Below are 24,122 nucleotides of genomic sequence, written 5' to 3'. Positions count from 1 at the left end.
ACGATGCTCTCTCCCCGCCGATCTCCCCGCCGCTCCGTCCGCCGCCCGGCCCTCACCCGCGCCTGCGTGACCCTCATGGCCGTCACCTCGCTCGTACTGACCGCCACCGCCTGCGGCGGCACCACCAAGGAGTCCTCGAAGAACGACGACGCCGCCAAGGCCTCGAACGCCAAGGCCGACCCGGACGCGCCGACCAAGAAGGGGCTCACGGTCGCCTTCCTGCCCAAGCAGGTCAACAACCCGTACTTCACCGTCGCCGACAAGGGCGGCGAGAAGGCGCTCAAGGAGCTCGGATCGACGTACAAGGAGACGGGCCCCAACAGCGCCACCGACACCAGCGGGCAGGTCTCTTACGTCAACACGCTCACCCAGCAGCAGGTCGACGCCATGGCCGTCTCCGCGCAGGATCCGGGCGCCCTGTGCACCGCACTCAAGCAGGCCATGAAGAACGACATCAAGGTCGTGACGTACGACTCGGACACCAACCCGGGATGCCGTGACGTCTTCGTCTCGCAGTCCAGCGCCGAGGCGCTCGGCCGCACCCAGGTGGAACTGCTCGGCAAGCAGCTCGGCTACAAGGGCGACATCGCGATCCTCTCCGCCGCCCAGACAGCGACGAACCAGAACACCTGGATCCGCTACATGAAGGACGAGTTGAAGAAGCCCAAGTACAAGAACATGAAGCTGGTCAAGACCGCCTACGGCAACGACGACGCCCAGCAGTCCTTCCAGCAGACCCAGGGACTCCTCCAGGAGCACCCGAAGCTGGCCGGGATCATCTCGCCGACGACCGTCGGCATCAAGGCGGCCGCCCAGTACCTTTCGGGATCGAAGTACAAGGGCAAGGTGAAGCTCACCGGCCTCGGCACGCCCAACGACATGCGCCAGTACGTGAAGAACGGCACCGTCGAGGGCTTCGAGCTGTGGGACCCGGCCAAGCTCGGCGCGCTCGCCGCGCACACCGCCGTGGCCCTGAAGTCCGGCCAGATCACCGGCAAGAAGGGCGAGAAGTTCGAGGCGGGCGACCTCGGCAGCTTCACCATCGGCGACAAGGGCGTGGTCGATCTCGGCGAGCCGACCGTCTTCGACAAGAAGAACATCGACCAGTACAAATTCTGAGGGGATCGCACGCGGCGGCGCACAAGGCACCGCACGCGCAACGGAACAAGGGGACGCATGGTCGGCATCAAAGACGTGGCGAAGCACGCCGGCGTGTCGGTGGGCACCGTGTCGAACGTGATCAACCGCCCGGACGTCGTCTCCGAAGAGACACGCCACCGGGTGCAGTCCGTGATCGACCGGCTCGGCTACGTCCGCAGCGAGTCCGCACGGCAGCTGCGCGCCGGGCAGAGCCGCATCATGGCGCTGCTCGTGCTGGACATGGGCAACCCCTTCTTCGTAGACGTCGCGCGCGGTGCCGAGCGGGCCGCGCGCGACGCCGGGCTCCGCGTCATGATGTGCAACAGCGGACAGAGCCCCTCCGAAGAGGCCGAATATCTGGCGCTCTTCGCCGAACAGCGGGTACGCGGCGTCCTGCTGACGCCGGCGGACGCCACGGGACGGAACATCGAGGCGTTCCGCAGACACGCCATCCCGTTCGTCCTGGTCGACCGGGTCGCCGAGGGCGCCACCGAGTGCTCCGTCTCCGTGGACGACGTCCTCGGCGGGGCGCTCGCGGTGCGCCATCTCGTCGACACGGGGCACCGCAGCATCGCGTACGTGAGCGGCCCGCCCGGGCTCAACCAGGTCAAGGACCGCAGGGAGGGGGCGCTGCAGGCGCTCGCCGAGGCCGGTCTGCCCGCGTCGGCGCTGCGGGAGCTGCCCACCGAACGCCTCGACGTGGCCGCCGGACGCGACGCGGGCGCCCGCGTCCTCGGCCTCGCCGAGCGGCCGACCGCCGTCTTCTGCGCCAACGACCTGCTCGCGCTCGGCGTGCTCCAGGCGATGTACGCGGCCGGGGTGAGCGTGCCCGAGGAGATCTCCATCGTCGGCTACGACGACATCGAGTTCGCAGCGGCGGCCGTCGTCCCCCTCACCTCGGTGCGCCAGCCCGCCATCAAGATGGGTGCGATGGCCGCGGAACTTCTCCTGGAGGAGACCGAGTCGGACACGGACGAACACGATCACCGGCGTGTGGTGCTCCAGCCGGAACTCGTGGTTCGCCGCTCCAGCCTGGCGCCCCGCTGACCGCCCCCGAGGCGGGTGTGCTGGACTGGGGCGAAGTGTCCCGTTCCGTAGTCGCCCAGGAGCCCCCTTGACCGCCACTGCCTCCTACCGCCAGCCCGGAGTCGTCCTCACCGACCACCGCTTCTCCGTGCCCCTCGACCACGACGACCCGGCGGGGGAGCGGATCGAGGTCTTCGCCCGCGAGGCCGTGGCGAAGGCGCACGGGGGCCACGGGGGCGCCGACCTGCCGTGGCTGGTGTATCTCCAGGGCGGCCCAGGCTTCGGGGCCAACCGGTTCGTAGGCAAGGAGGCGTGGCTCGGCAGGGCCTTGCAGGACTACCGGGTGCTGCTCATCGACCAGCGCGGAACAGGCAGCTCCACTCCGGCCACGCGCCAGACGCTCCCGCTGCGCGGCGGCCCCCGCGAACAGGCCGACTACCTCACGCACTTCCGCGCCGACTCCATCGTCCGCGACTGCGAGCTGATCCGGCGCGAGCTGACCGGCGGCGCCCCCTGGACCGTCCTCGGCCAGAGCTTCGGCGGCTTCTGCGCGACCCACTACCTGTCGGCGGCCCCCGAGGGGCTGCACACCGCCATCATCACCGGCGGCCTGCCCATGCTCGACGGCCACGCGGACGACGTCTACCGCGCCGCCTACCCGCGCATGGAGCGCAAGACCCGCGCCCACTACGCCCGCTACCCCCAGGACGTCGAGCGCGCCCGCCGCATCGCCGCGCACCTCGCCGAGCACGAGCCGGTCCTCAACGGCGGCTACCGCCTCACCGTCGAGGCGTTCCAGTCCCTCGGCATGCTGCTCGGCACCGGCGACGGCAGCCACCGCCTCCACTACCTCCTCGAAGACGCCTTCGTGCGGACCCCGGCGGGGCACCAGCTCTCCGACGCCTTCCAGGAAGGCGTACAGGCCGCCCTCTCGCACTGGAGCCACCCGCTCTTCGCGCTCCTGCACGAGTCCATCTACGGCCAGGGCGAGCGGCCCACCGACTGGTCGGCGCAGCGGCTGCGCGGCGAGTTCCCGCAGTTCGACCCGGGCAAGGCGCTCGCCGGGGACGCGCCGCTCCTCTTCACCGGGGAAGCCGTCCAGCGCTGGCAGTTCGACTGCGACCCCGCCCTGCGGCCGCTGCGCGAGACCGCCGACCACCTCGCCGCACGCACCGGCTGGGCAGCCCTGTACGACACGGCGCGCCTCGCCGCGAACGAGGTGCCGGCCGCCGCCGCGATCTACCACGACGACATGTACGTCGACACCGAGCACTCGTTGCGCACCGCCCGCTCCATCCGCGGCCTGCGCACCTGGGTCACCGACGAGTACGAGCACGACGGTCTTCGGGTGGGTTCGCCGCGCGTCCTCGACCGGCTCCTCGCCCTCGCCAGGGGAGAGGCCTGACGGCCATCCTTGAGAGGGGCCCGCGAAGCTAGGCTGCGGACATGACAGAGCCGTTGAACGAGAACGACCAGCTCACCCCCATGCCCGAGGACTGGCAGCGGGCCCTCGCCGTCGTCGCCCACCCCGACGACCTGGAGTACGGCTGCTCGGCCGCGATCGCCGGATGGACGGACGGCGGGCGTGAGGTCGCCTACCTCCTTGCCAGCCGCGGTGAGGCGGGCATCGACACCCTCGACCCCGCCACGTGCGGCCCGCTGCGCGAGCGCGAGCAGCGGGCGAGCGCGGCCGTCGTCGGTGTGTCGGCCGTGGAGTTCCTCGACCACAAGGACGGTGTGATCGAGTACGGGACGGCGCTGCGCCGCGACATCGCCGCAGCGGTCCGCAGGCACCGGCCCGAGCTCGTGATCACCCTCAACCACCGTGACACCTGGGGCGGCGTCGCCTGGAACACCCCGGACCACGTCGCCGTCGGCCGCGCCACCCTGGACGCCGTCGCGGACGCGGGCAACCGCTGGATCTTCCCCGAGCTGATCGAGGAGGACGCGCTGGAGCCGTGGGACGGCGTGCGCTGGGTGGCCGTCGCCGGTTCGTCCTCGCCCACCCACGCGGTGGACGCGACGGCCGGGCTCGAGCGTTCCGTGGCCTCACTTCTCGAACACCGCACATACATCGAGGCGTTGACGACGCAGGACCCCGAGAAGTACTGCCGTGAGTTCCTGATCGGCTACGCCCAGCAGCTGGCACCGCGCTTCGGCGGGAAGCCCGCAGTGGCCTTCGAGGTCTTCAGCCGCTGAGCCACCGCCACTACGCTGACGTCACGTCAAATACCTGACGCGACGTCAGAAACGTAGGCAGGAGCTGGTGCTTGATGATCGACACCATCGGCACGGACATCCCGGAGGGTGAGGAGCGGCTGCGCCTCGACATCGAGGACGGCCTCGGCATCCTCACCCTCTGCCACCCGCGCAAGCTCAACGCGTGGAGCTGGGAGTCCACGCGCCAGCTCGGCATCTTCGCCGACCGGATCCGGTTCGACGACTCGATCAGGGCGGTGCTGCTGCGTGCGGAGGGGCGGGCGTTCTGTGCCGGCATCGACATCACGGACCTCAACGGCGGTGCGATCGAAGGCCGTTCGGTCTCCGAGCGCACCCGCAACTACTACGAGGGCATGCGCTGGGTCCATGAACGCTTCCGCACGTTCGCGCGCCTCCCGCAGCCGGTCGTCGCCGCCGCGCAGGGGTACTGCCTCGGTTTCGGCTTCGAGCTCGCCCTGATGGCGGACGTGCGGATCGTGGCGGACGACGCGGTGTTCGCGCTGCCCGAGGCGCAGATCGGCGTCGCGGTGGACGCGGGCGGTGATCTGCGCATCGCACGTGAGGCGGGCGCCGGCTGGGCGAAGCTGCTCTCGCTCACCGGGCGACGCATCGACGCGGCCACGGCCGAGCGCCTGCGTCTTGTCCAACTCGTCACGCCGGTGGACGAGTTGACGAAAACGGCTCGTGAGGTCGCCGCGGAGATCGCGGCGAACGCCCCGCTGGCCGTCCAGGGCATCAAGCGGGGCATCGACGCGTACGCGGACGCGGGGATGGACGCGGCCCTGGACCGGGTCGCGCTGAACGCGGCGATCACACTGACGTCGGAGGACTCACGTGCCGGGTACGCGGCGAAGGGGGAGCGGAGGGCGGCCACCTTCGAGGGGAAGTAGCCCTGCTCCGGGAGCGGCTACCCCTCGAACCGCCCTCGCCCCATCTGCTCGCGCACCGTCACCACCTCCGGGCTCACCAGGCCTCGCCGCTGCCAGTTCGCGCCGTCGACCACGAGCGTGTGCCCGGTGATGTAGCGGGCGTAGGGCGAGGCGAGGAAGGTTGCCGCCCAGCCCAGTTCGCGCGGGGCGCCGACGCGCAGGGCGGGCTGGCGAGCGCCCAACTGCCCGCTCTGCGAGGCTTGTGAGGGAGCCGCCCGGTCGAGGTTGCCGCGGATGTCGGCGGTCATGTCCTCGTGCGGCATCAGACCCGGCACCAGACCGTTGACCTGGATCCCGTACGGGCCCCACTCCACCGCCAGGCTCTCGACGAGGCTCTTCACGCCTGCCTTGGCCGCCGCGCTGTGCGCGAAACCAGGGCCGCCCGTCCACGCGTAGGACGCCCCGATGTTGATGACGGAGCCGGGCGTGCCCGCCGCGAGATGGCGGCGGGCGAACTCCCGCGTCATGAAGAACGTGCCGTTCAGCGTGATGTCCACGACGGAGCGCCACGCGTTCGGGGACATGTCCTCGGCGGGCACGGGGAAGTTCGCCGCCGCGTTGTTGACCAGGACGTCCGGCAGGCCGTACGCCTCCTGCGCCGCGTCGAAGACCTCGGCGACACGGTCCGGGTCCCGGATGTCGCACGGGGTGGCCGCCACCCGCCCGCCGAGGCCCGCGAGTTCGTCCCGCGCCGCCTTCAGCCGTTCCTCCTTGCGGGCGGCGATCACCAGATCCGCCCCGAGCCGCGCGAATTCCGCGGCGATCGCCTTGCCGAGGCCACTGCCGCCGCCGGTCACGAGGACGACCGCTCCCTCGTACGTCCCCTCGGGCAGGGCGCTCGTGCCGGGCGGGGCGGGGGCAGGGAGCCCCGGCGGCGCACCTTCGCTCAGGTCGTCCGTCATGGCCGCATCGATACCGCGTAACGCACCAAAGCTCCATGCCCGTGCGGAACTCCGTCCGGCCCGAAGGTGCTCTATTGACAAATGGCATTGCCGATATTGCAATTGACGCATGGCGGAGAACAGGACAGAGAACAGGGCAGCGAGCAAGGCGGCCGACGCGGCGGAGGGCGACGACGACGGCGCGAATCTGGACGGAGTCCTTGCCGAGGTCGGCCCCCGCCTGCGCAGGATCCGCAAGGAGCGCGGTGCGACGCTCGCGGGCCTCGCCGCCGCCACCGGCATCTCCGTGAGCACCCTCTCCCGCCTGGAGTCCGGCAACCGCAAGCCCAGCCTCGAACTCCTGCTCCCCATCGCCCGTGCCCACCAGGTCCCCCTGGACGAACTGGTCGGCGCCCCGCCCGTCGGCGACCCGAGGGTGCGGGCCAAGCCGATCGTCCGGCACGGCCGCACGATGGTCCCGCTGACCCGCCAGCCCGGCGGCCTCCAGGCGTACAAGGTGTTCGAGCCCTCCCGGTCCGTCCAGCCCGACCCGCAGACCCACGAGGGGTACGAGTGGCTGTACGTCCTGTCCGGGCGGCTGCGGCTCGTGCTCGCCGATCACGACGTGGTCCTCACGGCCGGCGAGGCCGCGGAGTTCGACACGCGCCTCCCGCACTGGTTCGGGTCCACCGGGGAGGGGCCCGCGGAATTCCTCAGCCTGTTCGGGCCGCAGGGTGAGCGGATGCACGTACGGGCGCGGCCGTCTCAGCGGAAGCCCAGAGGGGAGTAGCGCAAAACGGACTGACGAGACGGTTCCCCTGGCTGCAAGCGACCGCTTAGTATGCGACGGAGCTTGGTCTACGAAAGCCCCGTGGAGGCCCCGCATGCAGGCATGGCAAGTGCACCAGAACGGCGAGCCGAGCGCGGTGATGCGCCTCGAAGACGTGGACCGGCCGGTGCCCGGCGACGGACAGCTGCTCCTCAAGGTCCGCGCAGCCAACATCAACTTCCCCGACGCCCTGCTCTGCCGCGGGCAGTACCAGGTCACACCCCCGCTGCCGTTCACTCCCGGCGTGGAGATCTGCGGCGAGACCGAGGACGGGCGGCGCGTGATCGCCAACCCCGCTCTTCCGTACGGGGGTTTCGCCGAGTACGCGATCGCGGACGCGGCGGCCGTGCTGCCCGCGCCCGAGGCCCTGGACGACGCAGAGGCCGCCGCGCTGCACATCGGCTACCAGACGGGCTGGTTCGGCCTGCACCGCCGCGCGCACCTCCAGGAGGGCGAGACCCTTCTGGTGCACGCGGCCGCCGGGGGAGTCGGCAGCGCGGCCGTCCAGCTCGGCAAGGCGGCGGGCGCCAAGGTCATCGGCGTCGTCGGCGGCGCCGCGAAGGCCGAGGTCGCGCGTGAGCTCGGCTGCGATGTCGTCATCGACCGGCGTACGGAGAACGTGATCGGCGCGGTCAAGGAAGCCACCGGCGGCCGTGGCGCCGATGTCGTCTACGACCCCGTGGGCGGCGACGCGTACACGCAGTCCACGAAGTGCGTCGCCTTCGAGGGGCGGATCATCGTCGTCGGCTTCGCGAGCGGTGTCATCCCGACGCCCGCGCTCAACCACGCCCTGGTGAAGAACTACGCGGTCCTCGGCCTGCACTGGGGCCTCTACAACACCAAGGACCCGCAGGCGGTCCTGCGCTGCCACGAGGAGCTCACCCAGCTCGCGGCCAAGGGCGCGATCAAGCCGCTCATCAGCGAGCGCGTCCCGCTGAGCGAGGCGCCCGCCGCCGTCCAGCGCGTCGCCGACGGCGTCACCACGGGGCGGGTCGCCGTGGTCCCCGAGGGAGTCGACGTATGACGGACGCCGCCGAACTGCGCCGCCGCACCCAGGAGTTCCTCGCCGCGCACCCACCGGCGGCGACGGAACGCGCGGCCTTCCTCAAGGCCCGCTTCGACGCCGGACTCGCCTGGGTGCACTACCCGGAGGGGCTCGGCGGGCTCGGCGCTCCGCGGTCCCTGCAGGCCGTCGTGGACGCCGAGTTGGAGGCCGCGGGCGCGCCCGACAACGAACCGCGCCGCATCGGCATCGGCCTCGGCATGGCCGCGCCGACCATCCTGCGCTTCGGCACCGAGGAGCAGAAGCGGAGCTTCCTGCGGCCGCTGTGGGTCGGCGACGAGGTGTGGTGCCAGCTCTTCAGCGAGCCGGGTGCCGGCTCCGACCTCGCCGCCCTGGGCACGCGCGCGGTCCGTGACGGCGACACCTGGGTGGTCAACGGGCAGAAGGTGTGGACCTCCGGAGCGCACGCCGCCCGCTGGGCCATCCTCATCGCCCGCACCGACCCGGAGGTGCCCAAGCACCGCGGCATCACGTACTTCGTCTGCGACATGACCGATCCGGGCGTCGAGGTACGGCCGTTGCGGCAGATCACCGGCGAGGCCGAGTTCAACGAGGTCTTCCTCACCGACGTACGTATCCCGGACGCGCACCGCCTCGGTGAGATCGGCGACGGCTGGAAGGTCGCGCAGACCACCCTCATGAACGAGCGCGTGTCCATCGGCGGTGCCCGCATCCCGCGCGAGGGAGGCATGATCGGCCTGGTCGCCGAGGCGTGGCGGGATCGCCCCGAGCTGCGCACGCACGATCTGCATCAGCGGCTGCTCAAGCTGTGGGTCGAGGCCGAGATCGCCCGGCTCACCGGGGAGCGCCTGCGCCAGCAGCTCGTCGCGGGACAGCCGGGGCCCGAGGGCTCGGGCATGAAGCTCGGGTTCGCCCGCCTCAACCAGGAGATCAGCGGCCTGGAGGTGGAACTCCTGGGCGGGGAAGGTCTGTTGTACGAGGACTGGACGATGCGGCGGCCCGCGACCGTCGACTTCGTCGGCCGTGACGCGGGCTACCGCTATCTGCGCGCCAAGGGCAACAGCATCGAGGGCGGCACGAACGAAGTGCTGCTCAACATCGTCGCCGAGCGCGTACTCGGACTGCCCTCCGAGCCGCGCACCGACAAGGACGTCGCCTGGAAGGACCTCGCCCGATGAGTACGCAGACCACCCAGATCCCGCAGCCCCCGCCGCGCGACCTGCTGTACTCCGAAGAGGAAGAGGCGCTGCGCTCGGTCGTGCGCGGCCTCCTCGCCGACCACTGCGACGCCACCGCCGTGCTCGCCCGCACCGAGTCCGCCGAGCCGCACGACCGCGACCTGTGGAAGGCGCTCACGGACGGCATGGGCCTCGCGGGCCTGCTCGTGCCCGAGGAACTCGGCGGCCAGGGTGCCACGCACCGCGAAGCCGCCGTCGTCCTTGAGGAGCTGGGCCGAGCGGTGGCGCCCGTGCCCTATCTGACCAGTGCCGTCATCGCGACCGAGACGCTGCTGGCCTGCGACAGTGACGCGGCCAGGGAACTCATCGGCGCGCTCGCCTCGGGACGCAAGGTCGGCGTGCTCGCCGTGCCGCACGTCACCGCTCCGGGCGGCGTGCTGCCCGACGTACGCGCGGAGGACGGTGCCCTGCACGGCAGCGTCACCGGTGTCGCCGACGCGGTCGCCGCCGATGTGTTCCTCGTCCCGACGGGTGCGGGGCTGTACGCGGTGGACGCGGAAGACACCGGCGTGACCGCCGTGCCGCAGACCTCGCTCGACCAGACGCGGCCGCTCGCCACGGTCAGCTTCGAGGGGGCACGCGCGCGTGCGGTCGGTCCAGAATCCGGACCCGCTGTACGGCGTGGTCTGCGGGCGGGGGCGGGGCTCCTGGCGTCCGAGCAACTGGGCCTCGCCGACTGGTGTTTGACGGAGACTGTCCGGTACACGAAGGAACGGCACCAGTTCAACCGGCCCGTCGGCTCCTTCCAGGCGCTCAAGCACCGCCTCGCCCAGCTCTGGCTGGAGGTCGTGAACATCCGCGCCGCCGCCCGCAACGCCGCGGACACCCTCGCCGCCGGTAGCGAGGACGCCGATGTCGCGGCGGCTCTCGCGCAGGCCTACGCGTCACCCGCCACGGTGCACATCGCCGAGGAGGCGCTCCAGCTGCACGGCGGCATCGGCATGACGTGGGAGCACCCCGTCCATCTCTACCTGAAGCGGGCCAAGGCCGACTCGATCGCGCTCGGCACGGTGGGGCGGCACCGGGAGGAGCTGGCCGCACGCGTGAATCTGCCGGCTCCCTGACCCCGGCCGTCGGCCCCGGACACTGTGATCCACTTGGTACGGCCCGCACGATTTACCCACCCATTACATGAGGCATAATTGCGACCCGTTCGCAATAACGTTTGATCTTCAGTAGGGGTGTGGAGCATGAGGGCCCGATCGATACGGGGTACGGGCGCGGTAGCGGCGGCCGCCTCACTGGCGGTCGCCGCATCGGCCTGTTCGGCGCCGGGCGACGGCAAGAACGCGGGCGGCGCCAAGGACTCCGCGGTCGTCGGCATCGCCTACGAACCGGACACCCTGAGCCCGCTCCTCGGCTACGGCAAGGACGGCAACTCCAAGATCTTCGACGGTCTGCTCACGCACGACGCCGAGATGAAGCTCAAGCCCGCACTCGCGGCCGAGCTGCCCAAGGTCGGCGACGACGGCAAGACGTACACGTTCAAACTGCGCAAGGGCGTCAAGTTCAGCGACGGCAAGCCCTTCACGTCCAAGGACGTCGTCTTCACGTACGAGACGATCCTCGACAAGAAGACCAACAACGCCGCCAAGACCGAGCTCGACGCCGTCAGAGACGTCGAGGCGAAGGGCGACGACACCGTCGTCTTCCACCTCAAGTACCCCTACGCGCCGTTCGCCGAGCGCACCGTCCTGCCGATCGCGCCCGAGCACATAGCCGGCAAGCAGGACGTGAACACCGGCCAGTTCACCACCAAGCCGGTCGGCACGGGCCCGTACAAGCTCGTGAAGTGGTCCAAGGGCGAGAAGCTCACCTTCAAGGCCAACCCCGGGTACTGGGGCGGCGCACCGAAGGTCAAGAACTTCACCATGGCGATCATCAAGGACGACGACATCCGCGCCACCCGGCTCGACGCCGGTGAGCTCGACGGCGCGATCCTGCCTCCCAACCTCGCGAAGAAGTACGAGAGTGACGGCAACAAGAAGTCGTACGCCGCCAAGACCTTCGACTACCGCGTGGTGACCCTGCCCACCGGCAACAAGGTCACGGGCGACACCGGCATCCGGCGCGCTCTCGACACCGGCGTGGACCGCAAGGCCATGGTCGACTCGATCCTGGACGGCGCGGGCAAGGAGGCCTACGGGCCCGTCCCGACCGACAGCCCCTGGTTCACGAAGGGGACTGAGCGCAAGCACGACCTTGCTGCCGCCAAGAAGATCCTCGACAAGGCGGGCTGGAAGCCGGGCAAGGACGGCATCCGCGAGAAGGACGGCGTCCAGGCGACGTTCCCGCTCTGGTACCTCTCCGGCGACAAGCTCCGCCAGGACCACGCCCTCGCCTACGCATCCGACGCCAAGAAGCTCGGCATCAAGGTGGAGGTGCAGGCAGGTACGTGGGAGGTCATCGAGCCGCGCATGCCCAAGGACGCGGTCCTGGCGGGCGGCGGCTCCCCGGCCGACCCGGACTTCGACCAGTACACGCTCCTGAAGTCCTCCCTCGCCGGTGACGGCTTCAACAACATGGCCCACTACGACAACCCCAAGGTCGACAAGGCGCTCGACGAGGCCCGCGAGAGCGGCGACCACGCCAAGCGGCAGGCCGCGTACGACACCATCCAGCGCGAGCTGGTGAAGAACCCGGGCTACACCTTCCTCACCCACATCGACCACCTCTACGTCGTCGACAAGCGCTTCGGTGACCTGACCACCCAGACCGAGCCGCACGACCACGGCCTCGCGTCGGGCCCGTGGTGGAACGTCGAGGACTGGCAGCCGAAGCAGTGAAGTCCGCGCTCCAAAAGCTCCCCTGGGGGCCGATGGCGCGCATGACGGGACGGCGGGCCCTGTTCGCCGTCCCGGTCCTGCTCGCCGTGACCTTCGGCGTCTTCGCGATCGCCGCCGCGTCCCCCTTCGACCCCGTCAAGGCGTACGCGGGCACGGCGGGCCTCACCGCGTCGCAGGAGAACCTCGACCAGCTGCGTCGCAACCTCGGCGTCGACCAGCCGCTCGTGCAGCGCTGGTGGGACTGGCTGACGTCGGCCGTGCACGGCGACCTCGGGGATTCGAGCACCCTGCGCCAGCCCGTCTCGGACGTCATCGGTGAGCGCATCGGCTGGTCCGTGCTGCTCGCCGCCACCGCGTTCCTGCTCGCGATCCTCGTCGGCACCGCGCTCGGCGTCCTCGCCGCGCGCCGCCCCGGCGGCTGGCTCGACCGTGCCGTGACCTCGCTCGCGTACACGCTCGAAGCCGCCCCGCCGTTCTGGATCGGCCTCCTCGCTGTCTGGCTGTTCGCCCTGAAGCTCGGGGTGCTGCCATCGGGCGGGCTCACGGACACCGCGAGCTCGGCCGTGACCGCCGGGCAGGTCGCGAGCCACCTCGTGCTGCCCGCCGCCGTCCTGGCGATCTCGCAGCTTCCGTGGTTCGTGCTCTACGTACGCCAAGGGGTCGGCGACGCACTGGGCGACGACCCCGTCCGTGGCGCACGCGCGCGTGGCCTCGCCGAACGCACCGTCCTGCTCGGGCACGCCCTGCGCTCGGGCATGCTGCCGGTGCTCACGCTGATCGGCTCCCGCGTGCCCGAACTGATCACCGGGGCGCTCATGGTGGAGACCGTCTTCAGCTGGCCCGGCATCGCGGCGGCCACCGTGTCGGCGGCGACCGCCGTGGACTTCCCGCTGCTGGCCGCGCTCACCGTCCTCGCCACGGCCGCGGTGCTCCTGGGCAACCTCCTGGCCGACCTGCTGTACGGCCTCGCCGACCCGAGGGTGGGATTCGATGGCTGAGACGACGACTTGGCGTGCCTCCCTCGGGAGCGCCTCCAAAAGCCGCTCCACGCGCGTGTGGCGGGTCCGTTCCTCGGCGGTGATCGTCGCGGCGGTCGTTCTCGCCGTCCTCGTCGTACCGCCGCTCGTGAACCTCGACGAACAGGCCGTGGACCTCGCCGCCAAGCTCCAGCCGCCGTCCTGGGACCACCCCTTCGGCACCGACGACGTAGGACGCGATCTGCTCCTGCGGTGCGTGTACGGGCTGCGGGTCTCACTCCTCGTGGGTGTGGTGGCGGCCGTCGTCGCCACCGTCATCGGCACGGCGGTGGGTGCGCTCGCCGCCGCGTCGGGCGGCTGGGTCGACCGGGTCGTGATGCGGCTCGTGGACGTCTTCTCGTCCGTCCCGCACCTGCTGCTCGGCATCTTCATCGTGGCGATGTTCCGGCCTGGCGTATGGCCCGTCGTCGTCTCGGTCGCGCTCACGCACTGGCTGTCCACGGCCCGCATCGTGCGCGCCGAGGTGCTTTCACTGAGGTCACGTCCGTACGTCGACGCGGCCATCTCCGGGGGTGCCTCGCGGATGCGCGTGACAGTGCGCCATCTGCTGCCCGGAGTGCTTCCGCAGGCTGGACTCGCCGCCGTCCTGATGGTGCCGCACGCCATCTGGCACGAGTCCGCGCTGTCCTTCCTCGGCCTCGGACTCCCCACACACCAGGCGAGCCTCGGCACCCTCGTGCAGAGCGCGCGCGGCTCGCTCCTCGCCGGGGACTGGTGGCCGACGCTCTTCCCCGGCCTGTTCATCATCGTGCCCACCCTGGCGATCGCGGGCCTCGCGGGTGCCTGGCGGGAACGGATCAATCCCCGGCGCCGATCGGAGCTGATGCTGTGACCCCCGTGCTGTCCGTGCAGGGCCTTTCTGTACGTTTCCGCATGCGCGGCGACACCTTCGTCTCCGCCGTCACCGACGCCCACTTCGACCTGGCGGCGGGGGAGTGTCTGGCCCTCGTAGGCGAGAGCGGCTGCGGCAAGTCCGTGCTCGCCTCCGCGCTGCTCGGGCTGCTTCCGCAGAACGCGGAGACGGCCGGGTCCGCGCTCATCGGCGACGTGGACCTCCTGTCCGCCGACGAGCGCACCCTGGCCCGCACGGTCCGCGGGCGTCGCGTCGGACTCGTACCGCAGAGCCCGGCCGCGCACCTGACGCCGGTACGCACGGTCCGCGCCCAGCTGGAGGAGACCCTGCGGGAGCTTGCGGACGTGCGCCGCCCGCAGCTGCGCAAGGCCGCCGAGGCCGCCGCCGAGCGCGCCGCGTTCCCCTCAGGGCACCTCGACCGCTACCCGCACGAGCTCTCCGGCGGCCTTGCCCAACGTGCCGCCACCGCGCTCGCGCTCATCGGCGACGCGCCCCTGCTGCTCGCCGACGAGCCGACGACAGGCCTCGACCGCGACCTCGTCGACCGCACCGTGGACGAGCTGCGCAAGCACGTCGGCGACGACAGGGCGCTGCTCCTGATCACCCACGACCTGGCGGCCGCCGAGCGCATCGCGGACCGCGTCGCCGTGATGTACGCGAGCCGCATCGTCGAACTCGCCGACGCCGAGGACTTCTTCGGCGCCCCCGGCCCCCGCCACCCCTACGCGCGCGGCCTCCTGAACGCCCTCCCGGAGCGGGAGTTCACACCCATCCCCGGCATGCCGCCCGAACTCTCCGCGCTGCCGAGCGGATGCGCGTTCGCGGCACGCTGTGGCGCAGCGGACGAGGCCTGCGGGATCGTGCCGCAGGCCGTGGCCGGGGTCGCCTGCCACCACCCTCATACGGCGGCCGTGCTGGAGGCACCCCGTGCTTGAACTCCGTTCCATCACCGCCGGATACGACCGCCGCGCCCCCGTCATGCGCGGCGTGGACCTCACGCTCGCGCCCGGCGCCTCCGTCGGCCTTCTCGGCCCCAGCGGCTGCGGCAAGTCGACCCTGGCCCGGGTCGCGGCCCTGCTTCACAAGCCCGACGCGGGCCGCGTCGTCATCGACGGCACGCCCGCCCGCGGCTGGCGGCACCGCGCCCCCCGCACCCAGCGCACCGCCTTCGGCGTCGTCTTCCAGCAGCCGCGCCTCTCCGCCGACCCGCGCCTCACCCTCACGGACCTGATCGCCGAGCCGCTCCGTGCGACCGGACGCGGCAGCGAAGCCGCCGAGCGCGTACGGAAGCTGGCGGCCACGGTCGGCCTCGGCGAGGACCTCCTGGGCCGCAGGCCGCACGAGGTCAGTGACGGCCAGCTCCAGCGCGCCTGCCTGGCCCGCGCCCTGGTGCTCCGCCCGCGCTGGCTGATCTGCGACGAGATGACGGCGATGCTCGACGCCTCGACGACGGCGGCACTCGTGCACGCCGTGGAGGAGTACCGGCGCGAGAGCGGCGCAGGACTGCTCGCGGTCGGGCACGACCGGGTGCTCCTGGAGCGGTGGTGCGAGCGGACCGTCCACTGGGCCGAGCTAAGCGCTCCGCTGGAGGTGCGGTGACGGAACCGCGGGCCGGTGGGGGCTGGTCGCGCAGCTCCCCGCGCCCCTTACGGGGCGCCGACGGCAAGCGGCGGCGCAGCGGGAGGAGACGCCGTGACGTGGTGTGAGGCGGCCATGCGTCGCCCCGCGGCTCCGGGAATGAACGAAGGGCGTCGATAGCGCCAACTCCCGGAGCGAAGGGGTTTCTTGACGCGAGCATGGCCTCATACTCACTGAGGCCCGCCCGTCGTCATCGCCCCTTCCCGGGAGTCTTTGTGGCACTCATCACCCGTCGTAGAGCCCTGACCATCGGCGCCGCACTCGCCGGCACCGCCGCCGTCCCCGCGTACGCCCAGGCCACCGAGCGAGGGCACCATCCCCGTCCCCTCATCCGCGCCCACGCGCACAACGACTACGAGCACCCCCGGCCCCTGTTCGACGCGCTCGACCACCGCTTCGGCAGCGTCGAGGCCGACATCTACCTCGTCGACGGGCAGCTCCTGGTCGCGCACGACCCGATCGACCTCGATCCCGCCCGCACTCTCGAATCCCTCTACCTGGACCCCCTGGCGGCCCGCGTGCGCGCCAACCACGGCTCCGTGTACCGGGGTTACCACCGCACCCCCTTCCAGCTCCTGATCGACATCAAGACCGAGGGCGCGGCGACGTACCTGGAACTCGACCGGCATCTGCGGCGCTACCGGCACCTGTTCACCACGTACTCCCACGGCAAGGTGCGCCGCGGACCCGTGACCGCGGTGATCTCCGGCGACCGGGCCGCCCGCGCGCCGATGGAGGCCCAGCGCGTGCGCCGCGCCTTCTACGACGGCCGTCTCGCCGATCTGGGCGGCCCGGCGCCCGCCTCGTTCATCCCGCTGATCAGCGACAACTGGACGCTCAACTTCAGCTGGCGGGGCGTCGGCGCGATCCCCGCGGCCGAGCGCGACAAGCTGCGCTCCATCGTCGGAGCCGCCCACAAACGCGGGCAGCGCGTCCGCTTCTGGGCGACGCCCGATCTGGCGGGCCCGGCACGTGACGCGGTATGGGGTGAGCTCCTCGCCGCCGGCGTCGACCACTTGAACACGGATGACCTTGCGGGGCTCGAGGCGTTCCTCGACGCCCACGGGCAGTAGGGCCCGGCGCGGCTGAAGCAACGCCCCGGCACATAACACCCGTTCGGAGGACATGCCGGTCGCCCGGACGGTCCCTCCGCTACGCCACACTCGGCCGAAAGCCGCGGTGTTGACGTGGCGGAGGAGGTTGTCCCCATGGCCATTTCGGTCTCTGTGGTGCTGCTGCTCGTGATCCTGGCAGTGGTCTTTCTGCGCAACGGCGCGCTGAAGTTCTCGCACGCCCTGGTCTGTGCGCTGCTCGGCTTCTATCTGGCGAGTTCGAGCATGGCGCCGACCATCCACAACGGGGTCACGGCCGCCGCGGACATCGTCAGCGGCCTGCAGCCGTGATCAGCCCCCGGAGAACACGCCGATCCCGTTCGGTACCGCGCGTTCCACGCCGCCGCTCGGGTTGTTGCGTACGGTGACTGATTCCGCGCCCGGGGCCCTCGCGACCAGGGTGGTGGACGAGGCCAGGGTGGAGGAGCCGCCGCCGTCCAGGCTGAAGCCGTCCCGCGCGCCCAACCCCCGCAGGGTGTCCGCGACTTCGGCGATGGTCAGCCCCGTACGGAACTCGGGGGAGCCGTCCAGGGAGAGCAGCAGGAGGCGTCGGCCGTCGTCGGAGATGCCCGCGGCCGTCCGCACGGCCGATGTGACGGAGTCGAGGCCCGGCAGCGGGGCGCCGTCGCGCAGGACGGGGAAGCCGCCGAGCGCGAAGCGGAACGCGACGCGCGACTCGGCCGCCACCAGGCGGTGCCTGACCAGCACCCGGTCACCGATCGCGAGCTTGCGCAACTCCTGAGCGCCCGCCTCGCGTCCCACGAGGACCGTCGTGCCGCGGGCGACCGGACCGCTGCCGGGTGTGCCGGCGGAGTCCACGACACGGCCGCCGCGCACCGCCACCTCGTGGGTGTCCGTGCTGCAGGGAGCGCCGCGGTTGGTGTCGGTGCCGCAGGTGGAGCGCACCCGCGATGTGCTGCCCCAGTCGCTGGTGAACGCGCCGACGGAACCCACCGGGAGGGCGTACTGATTGAGCCCGCCGAGCGGCAACCGTGTCTGCGGGGTCCGTACTTCACCGTCGAGGCGGAGGTTGTCCATGCGGGCCCGGCGGTCGAAGCCCACGCCGAGCACGGCTTGGGTCGTCACGCCCGGAGGCATCGCGGGCCCGAAGCGCTGACCGTTCGGCACCGCCGCCTTGAGGGCCCGGCCGCGTGCGACCGCGGGGCCGACGGGCGCGCCGGTGGGCTCGACGCCCGGATGCTGGGTCTCGGAGATGTTGAAGAAGTCGCCGTTGATCCCGCCGACCGCCCCCGCACCGTCCGCGAGCGCGGAGACGACGGAGCGGGCGCCCACCGCACCCGGATAGAGCAGGTCGACGCCCGTGCGCGGATCACTCAGGTCGACGTCGAGCAGATGCGCGCGGGCCATGCCGTGAGAGGCCGGGATGTCGAAGTGCCGGTACTGCACGCCCGGTGCGATCCGCGACGCGGCCGTCTTCCCGTCCGCCTCCACGCCGCCGGCCGGTGCCGCTCCCATCAGAGCCGCACCGGCCAGCGTGCCGAATGCCGTCACTATCGAGAGCGCCGCTCTCGCCGTTCTGAACCGTCCCAAGATGTGCTTGCGCCGTGATGTCACGCATGCCCCCTGAAGTCTTCCTGGCCAGCCGACCGCCTCAGTCTGAGGGTCGGTCAGAAAGTGCACCAGAGGGGAGCGCCGGACGGGTGCAGGACCGGTGGCTAGGTACCGACCAACCGGGAACGGATGAGGAAACGTACGCCTTCCGGGGCTTCGAGGGAGAAGCCGCTGCCACGGCCCGGCACCACGTCCACGATCAGCCGGGTGTGGCTCCACACGTCGTACTGGCTCTTCGACATCCAGAAGGCGACCGGTTCCGCCACCCCCTCCACGGTCAGCGACGCCAGGCGCACATCGGAGCCGCCGGTGCGGAACTCACCCTCCGGATAGCACATGGGCGCGCTGCCGTCGCAGCATCCGCCGGACTGATGGAACATCAGCGGGCCGTGGGCCTCGCGCAGCCGCCGCAGCAGATCGGCGGCGGCAGGGGTCAGCTCCACGCATGGAGTATCGGTCATGGGCCCATCCAACTCCGGGCAAGGTTGCGAGGAGGTTGCAGCCGAGGCCGCGACGCTCAGGGCCGTCGGGCGCACCCCCCCCGAATGGCCTCAGGCGAGCACCGCCCGAACGGCCTTGCCGCGTCGCCCGCTGCCGACGACCTCCAGGCGCGCGGAGAGGTGACGCACCATCGCCAGGCCCCGTCCGCTGTCCCGCTCGGTGCTCGGCTTGAGCACGCGCGGGCCGACGGGACTCGCGTCGTGGACCTCGACCGTCACCTTGTCGTCGGACACCTCAAGGCGCAGACGGCAGGGACTCTGGCCGTGCTGGGTGGCATTGGCGACGAGTTCCGACACGATCAGCGTGGCGTCGTCCACCCGCTCCGAGTCCACTTCTGTCAGATGCCGACGTGGCCGGGTGAGGAACGCGGAGGTCAACTTCCGCGCCCGGCCGGCCGATGCGGCTTCCTGTGGCAGTACGTACTCAACGCGGGCGACGTGCCGATGGGCGCGCTTGTGCGCACGCATGGCGACTCACTTCCCTCCCCTGGGACAACCGGCGTGCTCGCGACGACATTCCGCTCACCGGGGCCGCGGCATGTCTTGCGCGGCCGATCCTGCCCCACCGTGATGCCCGCCCTCGCTGATCGTCAATCAAGCTCCTGGCAGTGGGGACGCCGCCTCTGGTCGTATGACACCCGCGGTGGAGATCGTGCGCGCCGAGGGCCTGGGCAGCGTGACCATGCGTCGGCTCGCGCGGGAGCTGGACACCGGGGCGGGACCTGGGGCGTCGACTGCCGGTCAGGGGATGCGCGCCACCGCCGCGTAGATGCCGGAGGGCAGGGCGTCCAGGAGCGTGCTCACGATGCCGTACGGGTCCTAGTTGTCGGGCAGGAAGTGCATGAGAGCGATGAGGGAGAGGGCGATCGGGCAGTCGAAGTCGAGGAGACCGCGGGCGTGTCCGAGGATCTCCAGCGGCTCACGGACATCCGCCTGGATGTAGTCGGTCATCCCCTCGGGGCTGCTGACCAGTCGGCGGGTGCGCCAGTCCATGAAGGTGGGTGTGCCAGTCCATGAAGGCGGGTGCGCGAGGGCGATGAATCAGTCACACCCCGTGCGACCGGGCCGTGCCGATCGCGCCAATCGTCCCCTCGGTTCAGCCGTCACGGGTGTTCTCCGCCGCCTCTGCTGTCCCTTCGCGCGGACCCGGGTGAGCCTTCCGAAATTCCATTGGTTTCCGCATCATCGGCAATACCGCAGGAGTTTCCCGTCGATATGGAACAGGGAAGTCCGGTCATCGGCCAAGTGGCGCGTTCGCGACGGTTATTCGACATCATTGAGTCAAATGACGCTGGTGGTTGATTTTCAGATATGGCAGAGTCTTCAAGCAAGTGGCCGGGCAAGTCGAAAGGTGGGATCCGGCTGACCGTCCGGCCGCTCTAGGATCAGCCGTCAGGCGCGGGGGAGAAGTCGGCTCATGAACTTGGTGGACCGTGAGGAAGAGTTCTCGATCATGGACGGCATGCTCAACGCCTGTATGGCGGGGCATGGCGGAGTGCTATTGGTAAGCGGCGCGGTGGCCAGCGGGAAAACCGCGTTGCTGCGGGCTTTCGGTGAACGCGCAACCGCTGCCGGGGCGTTGTTTCTGCAGGCCACAGCGTCGGAGGCGGAGAGCGACCTGCCTCTTGGCGTGATGGGGCAGTTGCTGCTCGGCGCGGATCTGCCGGGGGCCGACGCCAAGCGGGCGGCTCGCCTTGTGGACCTGATGGCGGTGGCCGCGCAGATTCGGCGGGCCGAGGGGGTGGTGCCGGCCGTCGTGATGAATGAGGTTCCCAAGCTCTGCGGGATTGTCCTTGAACAGTCCAGGGAAAGGCCGGTGGTGCTCAGCATCGACGACGTGCACCATGCCGACGGCCACTCCCTGGAATGCGTCCTGTACCTGGCCCGCAGGCTCGACGCCAGCCGCATTCTGGTGGTCCTGGGAGAGAACAGCGGATTTCTGGCCGGAAATACGCGATTACACGTCGACTTGCTGCGTCTGCCGGGCTGCCGCAATATCAGGCTCGGACCACTGGAGCGGCAGGGAGTGGCCGAAATGATCTCCGGATTCGGGGACGAGGGGTGGGGGACGCGCCAGCTCGTCTCGGACCTTCACCGGACGGGCGGCGGGAACCCGCTCCTCACCCGGGCGTTGATCGAGGACCGCCGTGCGGCGGGAGGCGGCGGATGCGGCTCCGCGGCTCTGGTGCCGGGCGAAGCCTTCGCACAGGCCGTCGCCACGGGCCTGTACCGCAGTGACGTGTCGACGCGGCGCACGGCGTGGGCCCTTGCGGTGGTCGGCCAGGACGTGCCGCTCGCCGAGCTGGTGGAAGTCCTGGGAACCAGCCGGGAGTCGGTCCACCGCAGCCTGCGCGCCCTGAACGACGCGGGACTGCTCGACTCCGGCTGGTTCCGCCACGAAGCGGGCAGGGCCGCGGTCCTGCGGAGCATGGAGCCCGCACATCGCGCCCGCCTCGAGGCCCGCGTCGCCCAAGTGCTGCACGAGCACGGCGAGGCGGCGACCGTGGTGGTGCAGCATCTGATCGCGGCCGAGCCCATCGACGCCGCGTGGGCGCTCGGCACGCTCTTCGAAGCCGCCGAGCGCGCGCTCGCCGACGACGAGGTCGAACTGGCCCTCACCTGCCTGCGCGCCGCCCGCGACACCTGCACCGACGCCCGGCAGTCCGTGGCCATCAGGGAGGCACTGATCAGGGCCGGCTGGCGGCTCAACCCGGCCACCGCGGCCCGGCACCTGCCCGAGCTCACCGCGGACGCGCTCGACGGCGGACTCGGCGACCGGCAGGCCGGTGAACTCGTCGGCCACCTGCTGTGGTTCGGGCAGGCCGGCCCGGCCCTGGAGATACTGGATGCCGTCGAGCGGGGCGGCACCGAGCCCTGCGAGCACCCCGGCGCGGAAGCCTCGCACCGGCTCGACTGCGTGCGCTCCTGGATGGCGTACGAATATCCCGGGCTCCCCGGCTCCGCGCGAACCCGCGCCCGCCACTCCGACGCCGCACGGCGTGTGCGCCCGCCCGCCCGCAGCCCCCAACAGCGCGCGGCCACCCTGATGAAGGCCGTACTGGAGGGGGCGGGCGATGACGTGGTGGTCCGGGCGGAGCAGATCCTGCAGAGCACCCGCCTCGACGACGGCACGCTGACCGCGCTCGTCGTGGCCCTGAACTCCCTTGTCCTGGCCGACCGCCTGGACACCGCGGCCTTCTGGTGCGAGACCCTCCGCAAGGAAGCCGCCGAGCGCCACGCACCCATGTGGCAGGCCCTGCTCGCCGCGACCAACGCACGCATCGAACTCAGGCTCGGCTCTCTCGCCGCGGCGGAGGAGGCGGCGCACCTGGCGATCACGCTCGTCCCGCCCGAGGGCTGGGGTGTGGCCGTCGCATCGCCGGTCGCCACCTCGGTCCTCACCAAGACCGCCATGGGCCGTCTGGAGGAGGCCGCGGCCCAACTGAGCGTCCCCATACCGGAGACGGCGTTCCACACCCCCGACGGGCTGCTCTACCTCCGGGCGCGCGGTCACTACTACCTCGCCGCCGGGCGCCCCTATGCCGCGCTCGACGACTTCCACACGTGCGGCGACCTCATGACCCGCTGGGAGTTCGACCTGCCCGCGCTGGTTCCGTGGCGGACGGACGCGGCCGAGGCCCATCTGCTGCTCGGCGAGGCAGCCCGGGCCAGGACTCTCGCGCAGGAGCAACTGGCCCTGGCCGACGGGGGAGGCGCCGGGCACGCCTGGACGCGTGGCGTCTCGCTGCGGGTCCTCGCGAGCGCTCTCCACCCCGGACGCAGGCCCGTGCTCCTGGGCGAAGCCATCGAGATCCTGCGGGAGCGCGGTCACCGCGTGGAACTGGCCCGCGCGACGGACGAGCTGGCCCGCGCCCACCGCGAGCTGGGCAACGGCGGTCAGGCACGGGCTCTGGCCCGCAAGGCGCAGCAGCTGGGGCGGGAGTGCGGGGTTCCCGTCCCCAGGGCGTTGCCGGTCGCCGACACCGGCAACGCCCTTCCTGCCGAGCAGCCGTGGCCGTCCGGAGCCCGCCGCAAGGCCGACGACCTCAGCGGCGCGGAGCTGCGCGTGGCGACGCTCGCGGCACGCGGCCACACCAACCGGCAGATCGCCGACAAGCTGTTCATCACGATCAGCACCGTCGAGCAGCACCTCACGCGCGCCTACCGCAAGCTCGCCGTCCAGCGCCGGGCGGACCTGGCGGCGAAACTCAGCCCCGTTCCCGTACCCGTCGCGGGCCCCGGCAGGCGGGAGGGGCACCGCGAAGGGCGCCGCGACGGGCGGAAGGACGGCGAGGCCCGCGACCGTCTGCGCGTGGTCTAGACGGTGCGGGAGGTGCAGGTCGCCGCGCGGGTTGGTGACCACGGCCTGCATCTCCTCTCCCGGACCGAGTGGGCTCGTTCCGCATGCGTCTGCGTTTCTCCGCGATGCGTTTTCCGTTTCTACGCGGCGGCCGGTCACACTGCGGTCCGCGAATCTGTGACCGGAGGAGCCGCCACCGCGGCGGTACGCTTTCGGCAGCAGCAGGTCGGACACGAGAGCGCGTTGACGGGGGGCCGTCGCCGGAGCTGTGACCGGTGTGTGACGTGGGATCGGGCAACGTGGTGCCGCATGAGCAGCCACTGTCGCCGCCTTCCCCGTGAACCCTCCCCTCCGTTCGTGACGTGCCGTGCGAGGAGTGGGCGATGAGGGTATTGGTGGTCGAGGACCACGCCGAGCTCGCGCATTCGGTGGCGCGGGTGCTCCGCCGCGAGGGGATGGCGGTCGACGTCGTCTATGACGGCTCGGACGCGCTGGAACGCACGACGGTCGTCGACTACGACGTGGTCGTGCTCGACCGCGACCTCCCCGGCGTCCACGGGGACCAGGTCTGCGTCGCACTGGCCGCCCAGCCGATGCACGCCCGGGTGCTCATGCTCACCGCGTCCGGCACGATCGCCCACCGGGTTGAGGGGTTCAGCCTCGGCGCGGACGACTACCTCCCCAAGCCCTTCGCGTACGCCGAACTCGTCGCCCGCATCCGCGCGCTCGCCCGGCGCTCGCAGCCGGCGCTGCCGCCGATCCTCGTCCAGGGCGACCTGCGGCTCGATCCCGCGCAGCGCATCGCCTCCCGTGCCGGGGTACGGCTCGCGCTGACGCCCAAGGAATTCGCCGTACTCGAGTACCTGCTCGCCGCCCAGGGCCGGGTGGTGTCGGCGGAGGAACTCCTGGAGCGGGTGTGGGACGAGGCGGCCGATCCGTTCACCACGACGGTCAAGGCGACCATCAACCGGCTGCGCCCCAAGCTGGGCGACCCGCCCGTGATCGAGACCGTTCCCCGTGGCGGCTACCGGATTTGA

Annotated in this window: 23 protein-coding genes and 1 pseudogene; 19 read left to right on the top strand and 5 right to left on the bottom strand. The window is 71.3% G+C overall.

What is annotated here, in order from left to right:
• The first annotated feature begins 75 nt into the window (after positions 1-75).
• From rhaS to E5671_RS07470, 5 genes are all read left to right on the top strand, one after another.
• A complete protein-coding gene (gene rhaS / locus E5671_RS07490) occupies positions 76-1,119 on the top strand; it encodes a rhamnose ABC transporter substrate-binding protein (protein WP_443032778.1) in 1,044 nt (347 codons plus the stop codon).
• Between the two features lie 57 nt (positions 1,120-1,176).
• Entirely contained in the window at positions 1,177-2,187 is a 1,011-nt protein-coding gene (locus tag E5671_RS07485; protein WP_160503054.1) for a LacI family DNA-binding transcriptional regulator, read from the top strand.
• A gap of 67 nt (positions 2,188-2,254) precedes the next feature.
• The gene (locus E5671_RS07480; protein ID WP_160503053.1) at positions 2,255-3,571 is read left to right on the top strand and encodes an alpha/beta fold hydrolase; all 1,317 of its coding nucleotides are present in this window, start codon (positions 2,255-2,257) and stop codon (positions 3,569-3,571) included.
• Between the two features lie 41 nt (positions 3,572-3,612).
• Positions 3,613-4,365, top strand: a complete 753-nt coding sequence (locus E5671_RS07475) for a PIG-L deacetylase family protein (RefSeq protein ID WP_160503052.1) — start codon at positions 3,613-3,615, stop codon at positions 4,363-4,365.
• 74 nt (positions 4,366-4,439) lie between these two features.
• A complete protein-coding gene (locus tag E5671_RS07470; protein WP_160503051.1) occupies positions 4,440-5,276 on the top strand; it encodes an enoyl-CoA hydratase/isomerase family protein in 837 nt (278 codons plus the stop codon).
• Positions 5,277-5,293: 17 nt separating this feature from the next.
• Here the strand turns inward: E5671_RS07470 and E5671_RS07465 are convergent, their stop codons facing one another.
• On the bottom strand, positions 5,294-6,217 hold the full coding sequence (locus E5671_RS07465) for an SDR family oxidoreductase (RefSeq protein WP_160503050.1): 924 nt from the start codon (positions 6,215-6,217) through the stop codon (positions 5,294-5,296).
• Positions 6,218-6,326: 109 nt separating this feature from the next.
• On the opposite strand from E5671_RS07465, the gene E5671_RS07460 reads away from it, so the two are divergent.
• The 11 genes from E5671_RS07460 to E5671_RS07410 all read left to right on the top strand — a co-directional run bounded on the left by E5671_RS07460 (position 6,327) and on the right by E5671_RS07410 (position 17,004).
• Entirely contained in the window at positions 6,327-6,986 is a 660-nt protein-coding gene (locus tag E5671_RS07460) for a helix-turn-helix domain-containing protein (RefSeq protein ID WP_160503049.1), read from the top strand.
• Between the two features lie 94 nt (positions 6,987-7,080).
• Entirely contained in the window at positions 7,081-8,049 is a 969-nt protein-coding gene (locus tag E5671_RS07455; protein WP_160503048.1) for an NADPH:quinone oxidoreductase family protein, read from the top strand.
• A complete protein-coding gene (locus E5671_RS07450) occupies positions 8,046-9,227 on the top strand; it encodes an acyl-CoA dehydrogenase family protein (protein ID WP_160503047.1) in 1,182 nt (393 codons plus the stop codon). Before E5671_RS07455 ends, E5671_RS07450 begins: the two co-directional genes overlap by 4 nt.
• A complete protein-coding gene (locus E5671_RS07445) occupies positions 9,224-10,351 on the top strand; it encodes an acyl-CoA dehydrogenase family protein (RefSeq protein WP_160503046.1) in 1,128 nt (375 codons plus the stop codon). The genes E5671_RS07450 and E5671_RS07445 overlap by 4 nt, the downstream gene beginning before the upstream one ends.
• 126 nt (positions 10,352-10,477) lie before the next feature.
• Complete coding sequence (locus E5671_RS07440) at positions 10,478-12,073, top strand: ABC transporter substrate-binding protein (RefSeq protein WP_160503045.1); 1,596 nt, start codon at positions 10,478-10,480, stop codon at positions 12,071-12,073.
• A gap of 32 nt (positions 12,074-12,105) precedes the next feature.
• Positions 12,106-13,071 carry an ABC transporter permease gene (locus tag E5671_RS07435; protein WP_160503044.1) on the top strand — a complete coding sequence of 322 codons (966 nt, stop codon included), beginning with the start codon at positions 12,106-12,108 and terminating at the stop codon, positions 13,069-13,071.
• Entirely contained in the window at positions 13,064-13,942 is an 879-nt protein-coding gene (locus tag E5671_RS07430) for an ABC transporter permease (RefSeq protein WP_160503043.1), read from the top strand. Before E5671_RS07435 ends, E5671_RS07430 begins: the two co-directional genes overlap by 8 nt.
• A gap of 41 nt (positions 13,943-13,983) precedes the next feature.
• Entirely contained in the window at positions 13,984-14,898 is a 915-nt protein-coding gene (locus E5671_RS07425; RefSeq protein WP_160510039.1) for an ABC transporter ATP-binding protein, read from the top strand.
• A complete protein-coding gene (locus E5671_RS07420; protein WP_160503042.1) occupies positions 14,891-15,562 on the top strand; it encodes an ATP-binding cassette domain-containing protein in 672 nt (223 codons plus the stop codon). Before E5671_RS07425 ends, E5671_RS07420 begins: the two co-directional genes overlap by 8 nt.
• Before the next feature lie 254 nt (positions 15,563-15,816).
• Positions 15,817-16,674, top strand: a complete 858-nt coding sequence (locus E5671_RS07415) for a phosphatidylinositol-specific phospholipase C/glycerophosphodiester phosphodiesterase family protein (protein ID WP_160503041.1) — start codon at positions 15,817-15,819, stop codon at positions 16,672-16,674.
• 135 nt (positions 16,675-16,809) lie between these two features.
• A complete protein-coding gene (locus tag E5671_RS07410) occupies positions 16,810-17,004 on the top strand; it encodes a hypothetical protein (RefSeq protein WP_160503040.1) in 195 nt (64 codons plus the stop codon).
• Here the strand turns inward: E5671_RS07410 and E5671_RS07405 are convergent, their stop codons facing one another.
• The 3 genes from E5671_RS07405 to E5671_RS07395 all read right to left on the bottom strand — a co-directional run bounded on the left by E5671_RS07405 (position 17,005) and on the right by E5671_RS07395 (position 19,253).
• The gene (locus tag E5671_RS07405) at positions 17,005-18,189 is read right to left on the bottom strand and encodes a phosphodiester glycosidase family protein (RefSeq protein WP_160510038.1); all 1,185 of its coding nucleotides are present in this window, start codon (positions 18,187-18,189) and stop codon (positions 17,005-17,007) included.
• A 200-nt stretch (positions 18,190-18,389) separates the two neighbouring features.
• Positions 18,390-18,746: a DUF779 domain-containing protein gene (locus E5671_RS07400; RefSeq protein WP_160503039.1), complete on the bottom strand. Its 357-nt coding sequence runs from the start codon at positions 18,744-18,746 to the stop codon at positions 18,390-18,392.
• 90 nt (positions 18,747-18,836) lie between these two features.
• Complete coding sequence (locus tag E5671_RS07395; RefSeq protein ID WP_160503038.1) at positions 18,837-19,253, bottom strand: ATP-binding protein; 417 nt, start codon at positions 19,251-19,253, stop codon at positions 18,837-18,839.
• Between the two features lie 163 nt (positions 19,254-19,416).
• Here E5671_RS07395 and E5671_RS46120 point away from each other — a divergent pair, with 163 nt between their 5' ends.
• A complete protein-coding gene (locus tag E5671_RS46120; RefSeq protein ID WP_237330125.1) occupies positions 19,417-19,554 on the top strand; it encodes a hypothetical protein in 138 nt (45 codons plus the stop codon).
• Here E5671_RS46120 and E5671_RS07385 read toward each other — a convergent pair.
• Positions 19,539-19,757: pseudogene (locus tag E5671_RS07385) on the bottom strand (SAM-dependent methyltransferase); the annotation flags it as partial. The gene E5671_RS46120 and the pseudogene E5671_RS07385 overlap by 16 nt on opposite strands.
• A gap of 445 nt (positions 19,758-20,202) precedes the next feature.
• On the opposite strand from E5671_RS07385, the gene E5671_RS07380 reads away from it, so the two are divergent.
• Both E5671_RS07380 and E5671_RS07375 read left to right on the top strand, forming a co-directional pair.
• On the top strand, positions 20,203-23,106 hold the full coding sequence (locus tag E5671_RS07380; RefSeq protein WP_160503037.1) for a helix-turn-helix transcriptional regulator: 2,904 nt from the start codon (positions 20,203-20,205) through the stop codon (positions 23,104-23,106).
• Between the two features lie 362 nt (positions 23,107-23,468).
• Positions 23,469-24,122, top strand: coding sequence for a response regulator transcription factor (locus E5671_RS07375; protein WP_160503036.1), 654 nt, complete (start codon positions 23,469-23,471; stop codon positions 24,120-24,122).

The organism is Streptomyces sp. BA2, assembly GCF_009769735.1.
GTDB lineage: Bacteria > Actinomycetota > Actinomycetes > Streptomycetales > Streptomycetaceae > Streptomyces.
The sequence above is the reverse complement of the archived record's forward strand: the minus strand, read 5'-3'. Positions and strand labels throughout refer to the sequence as shown.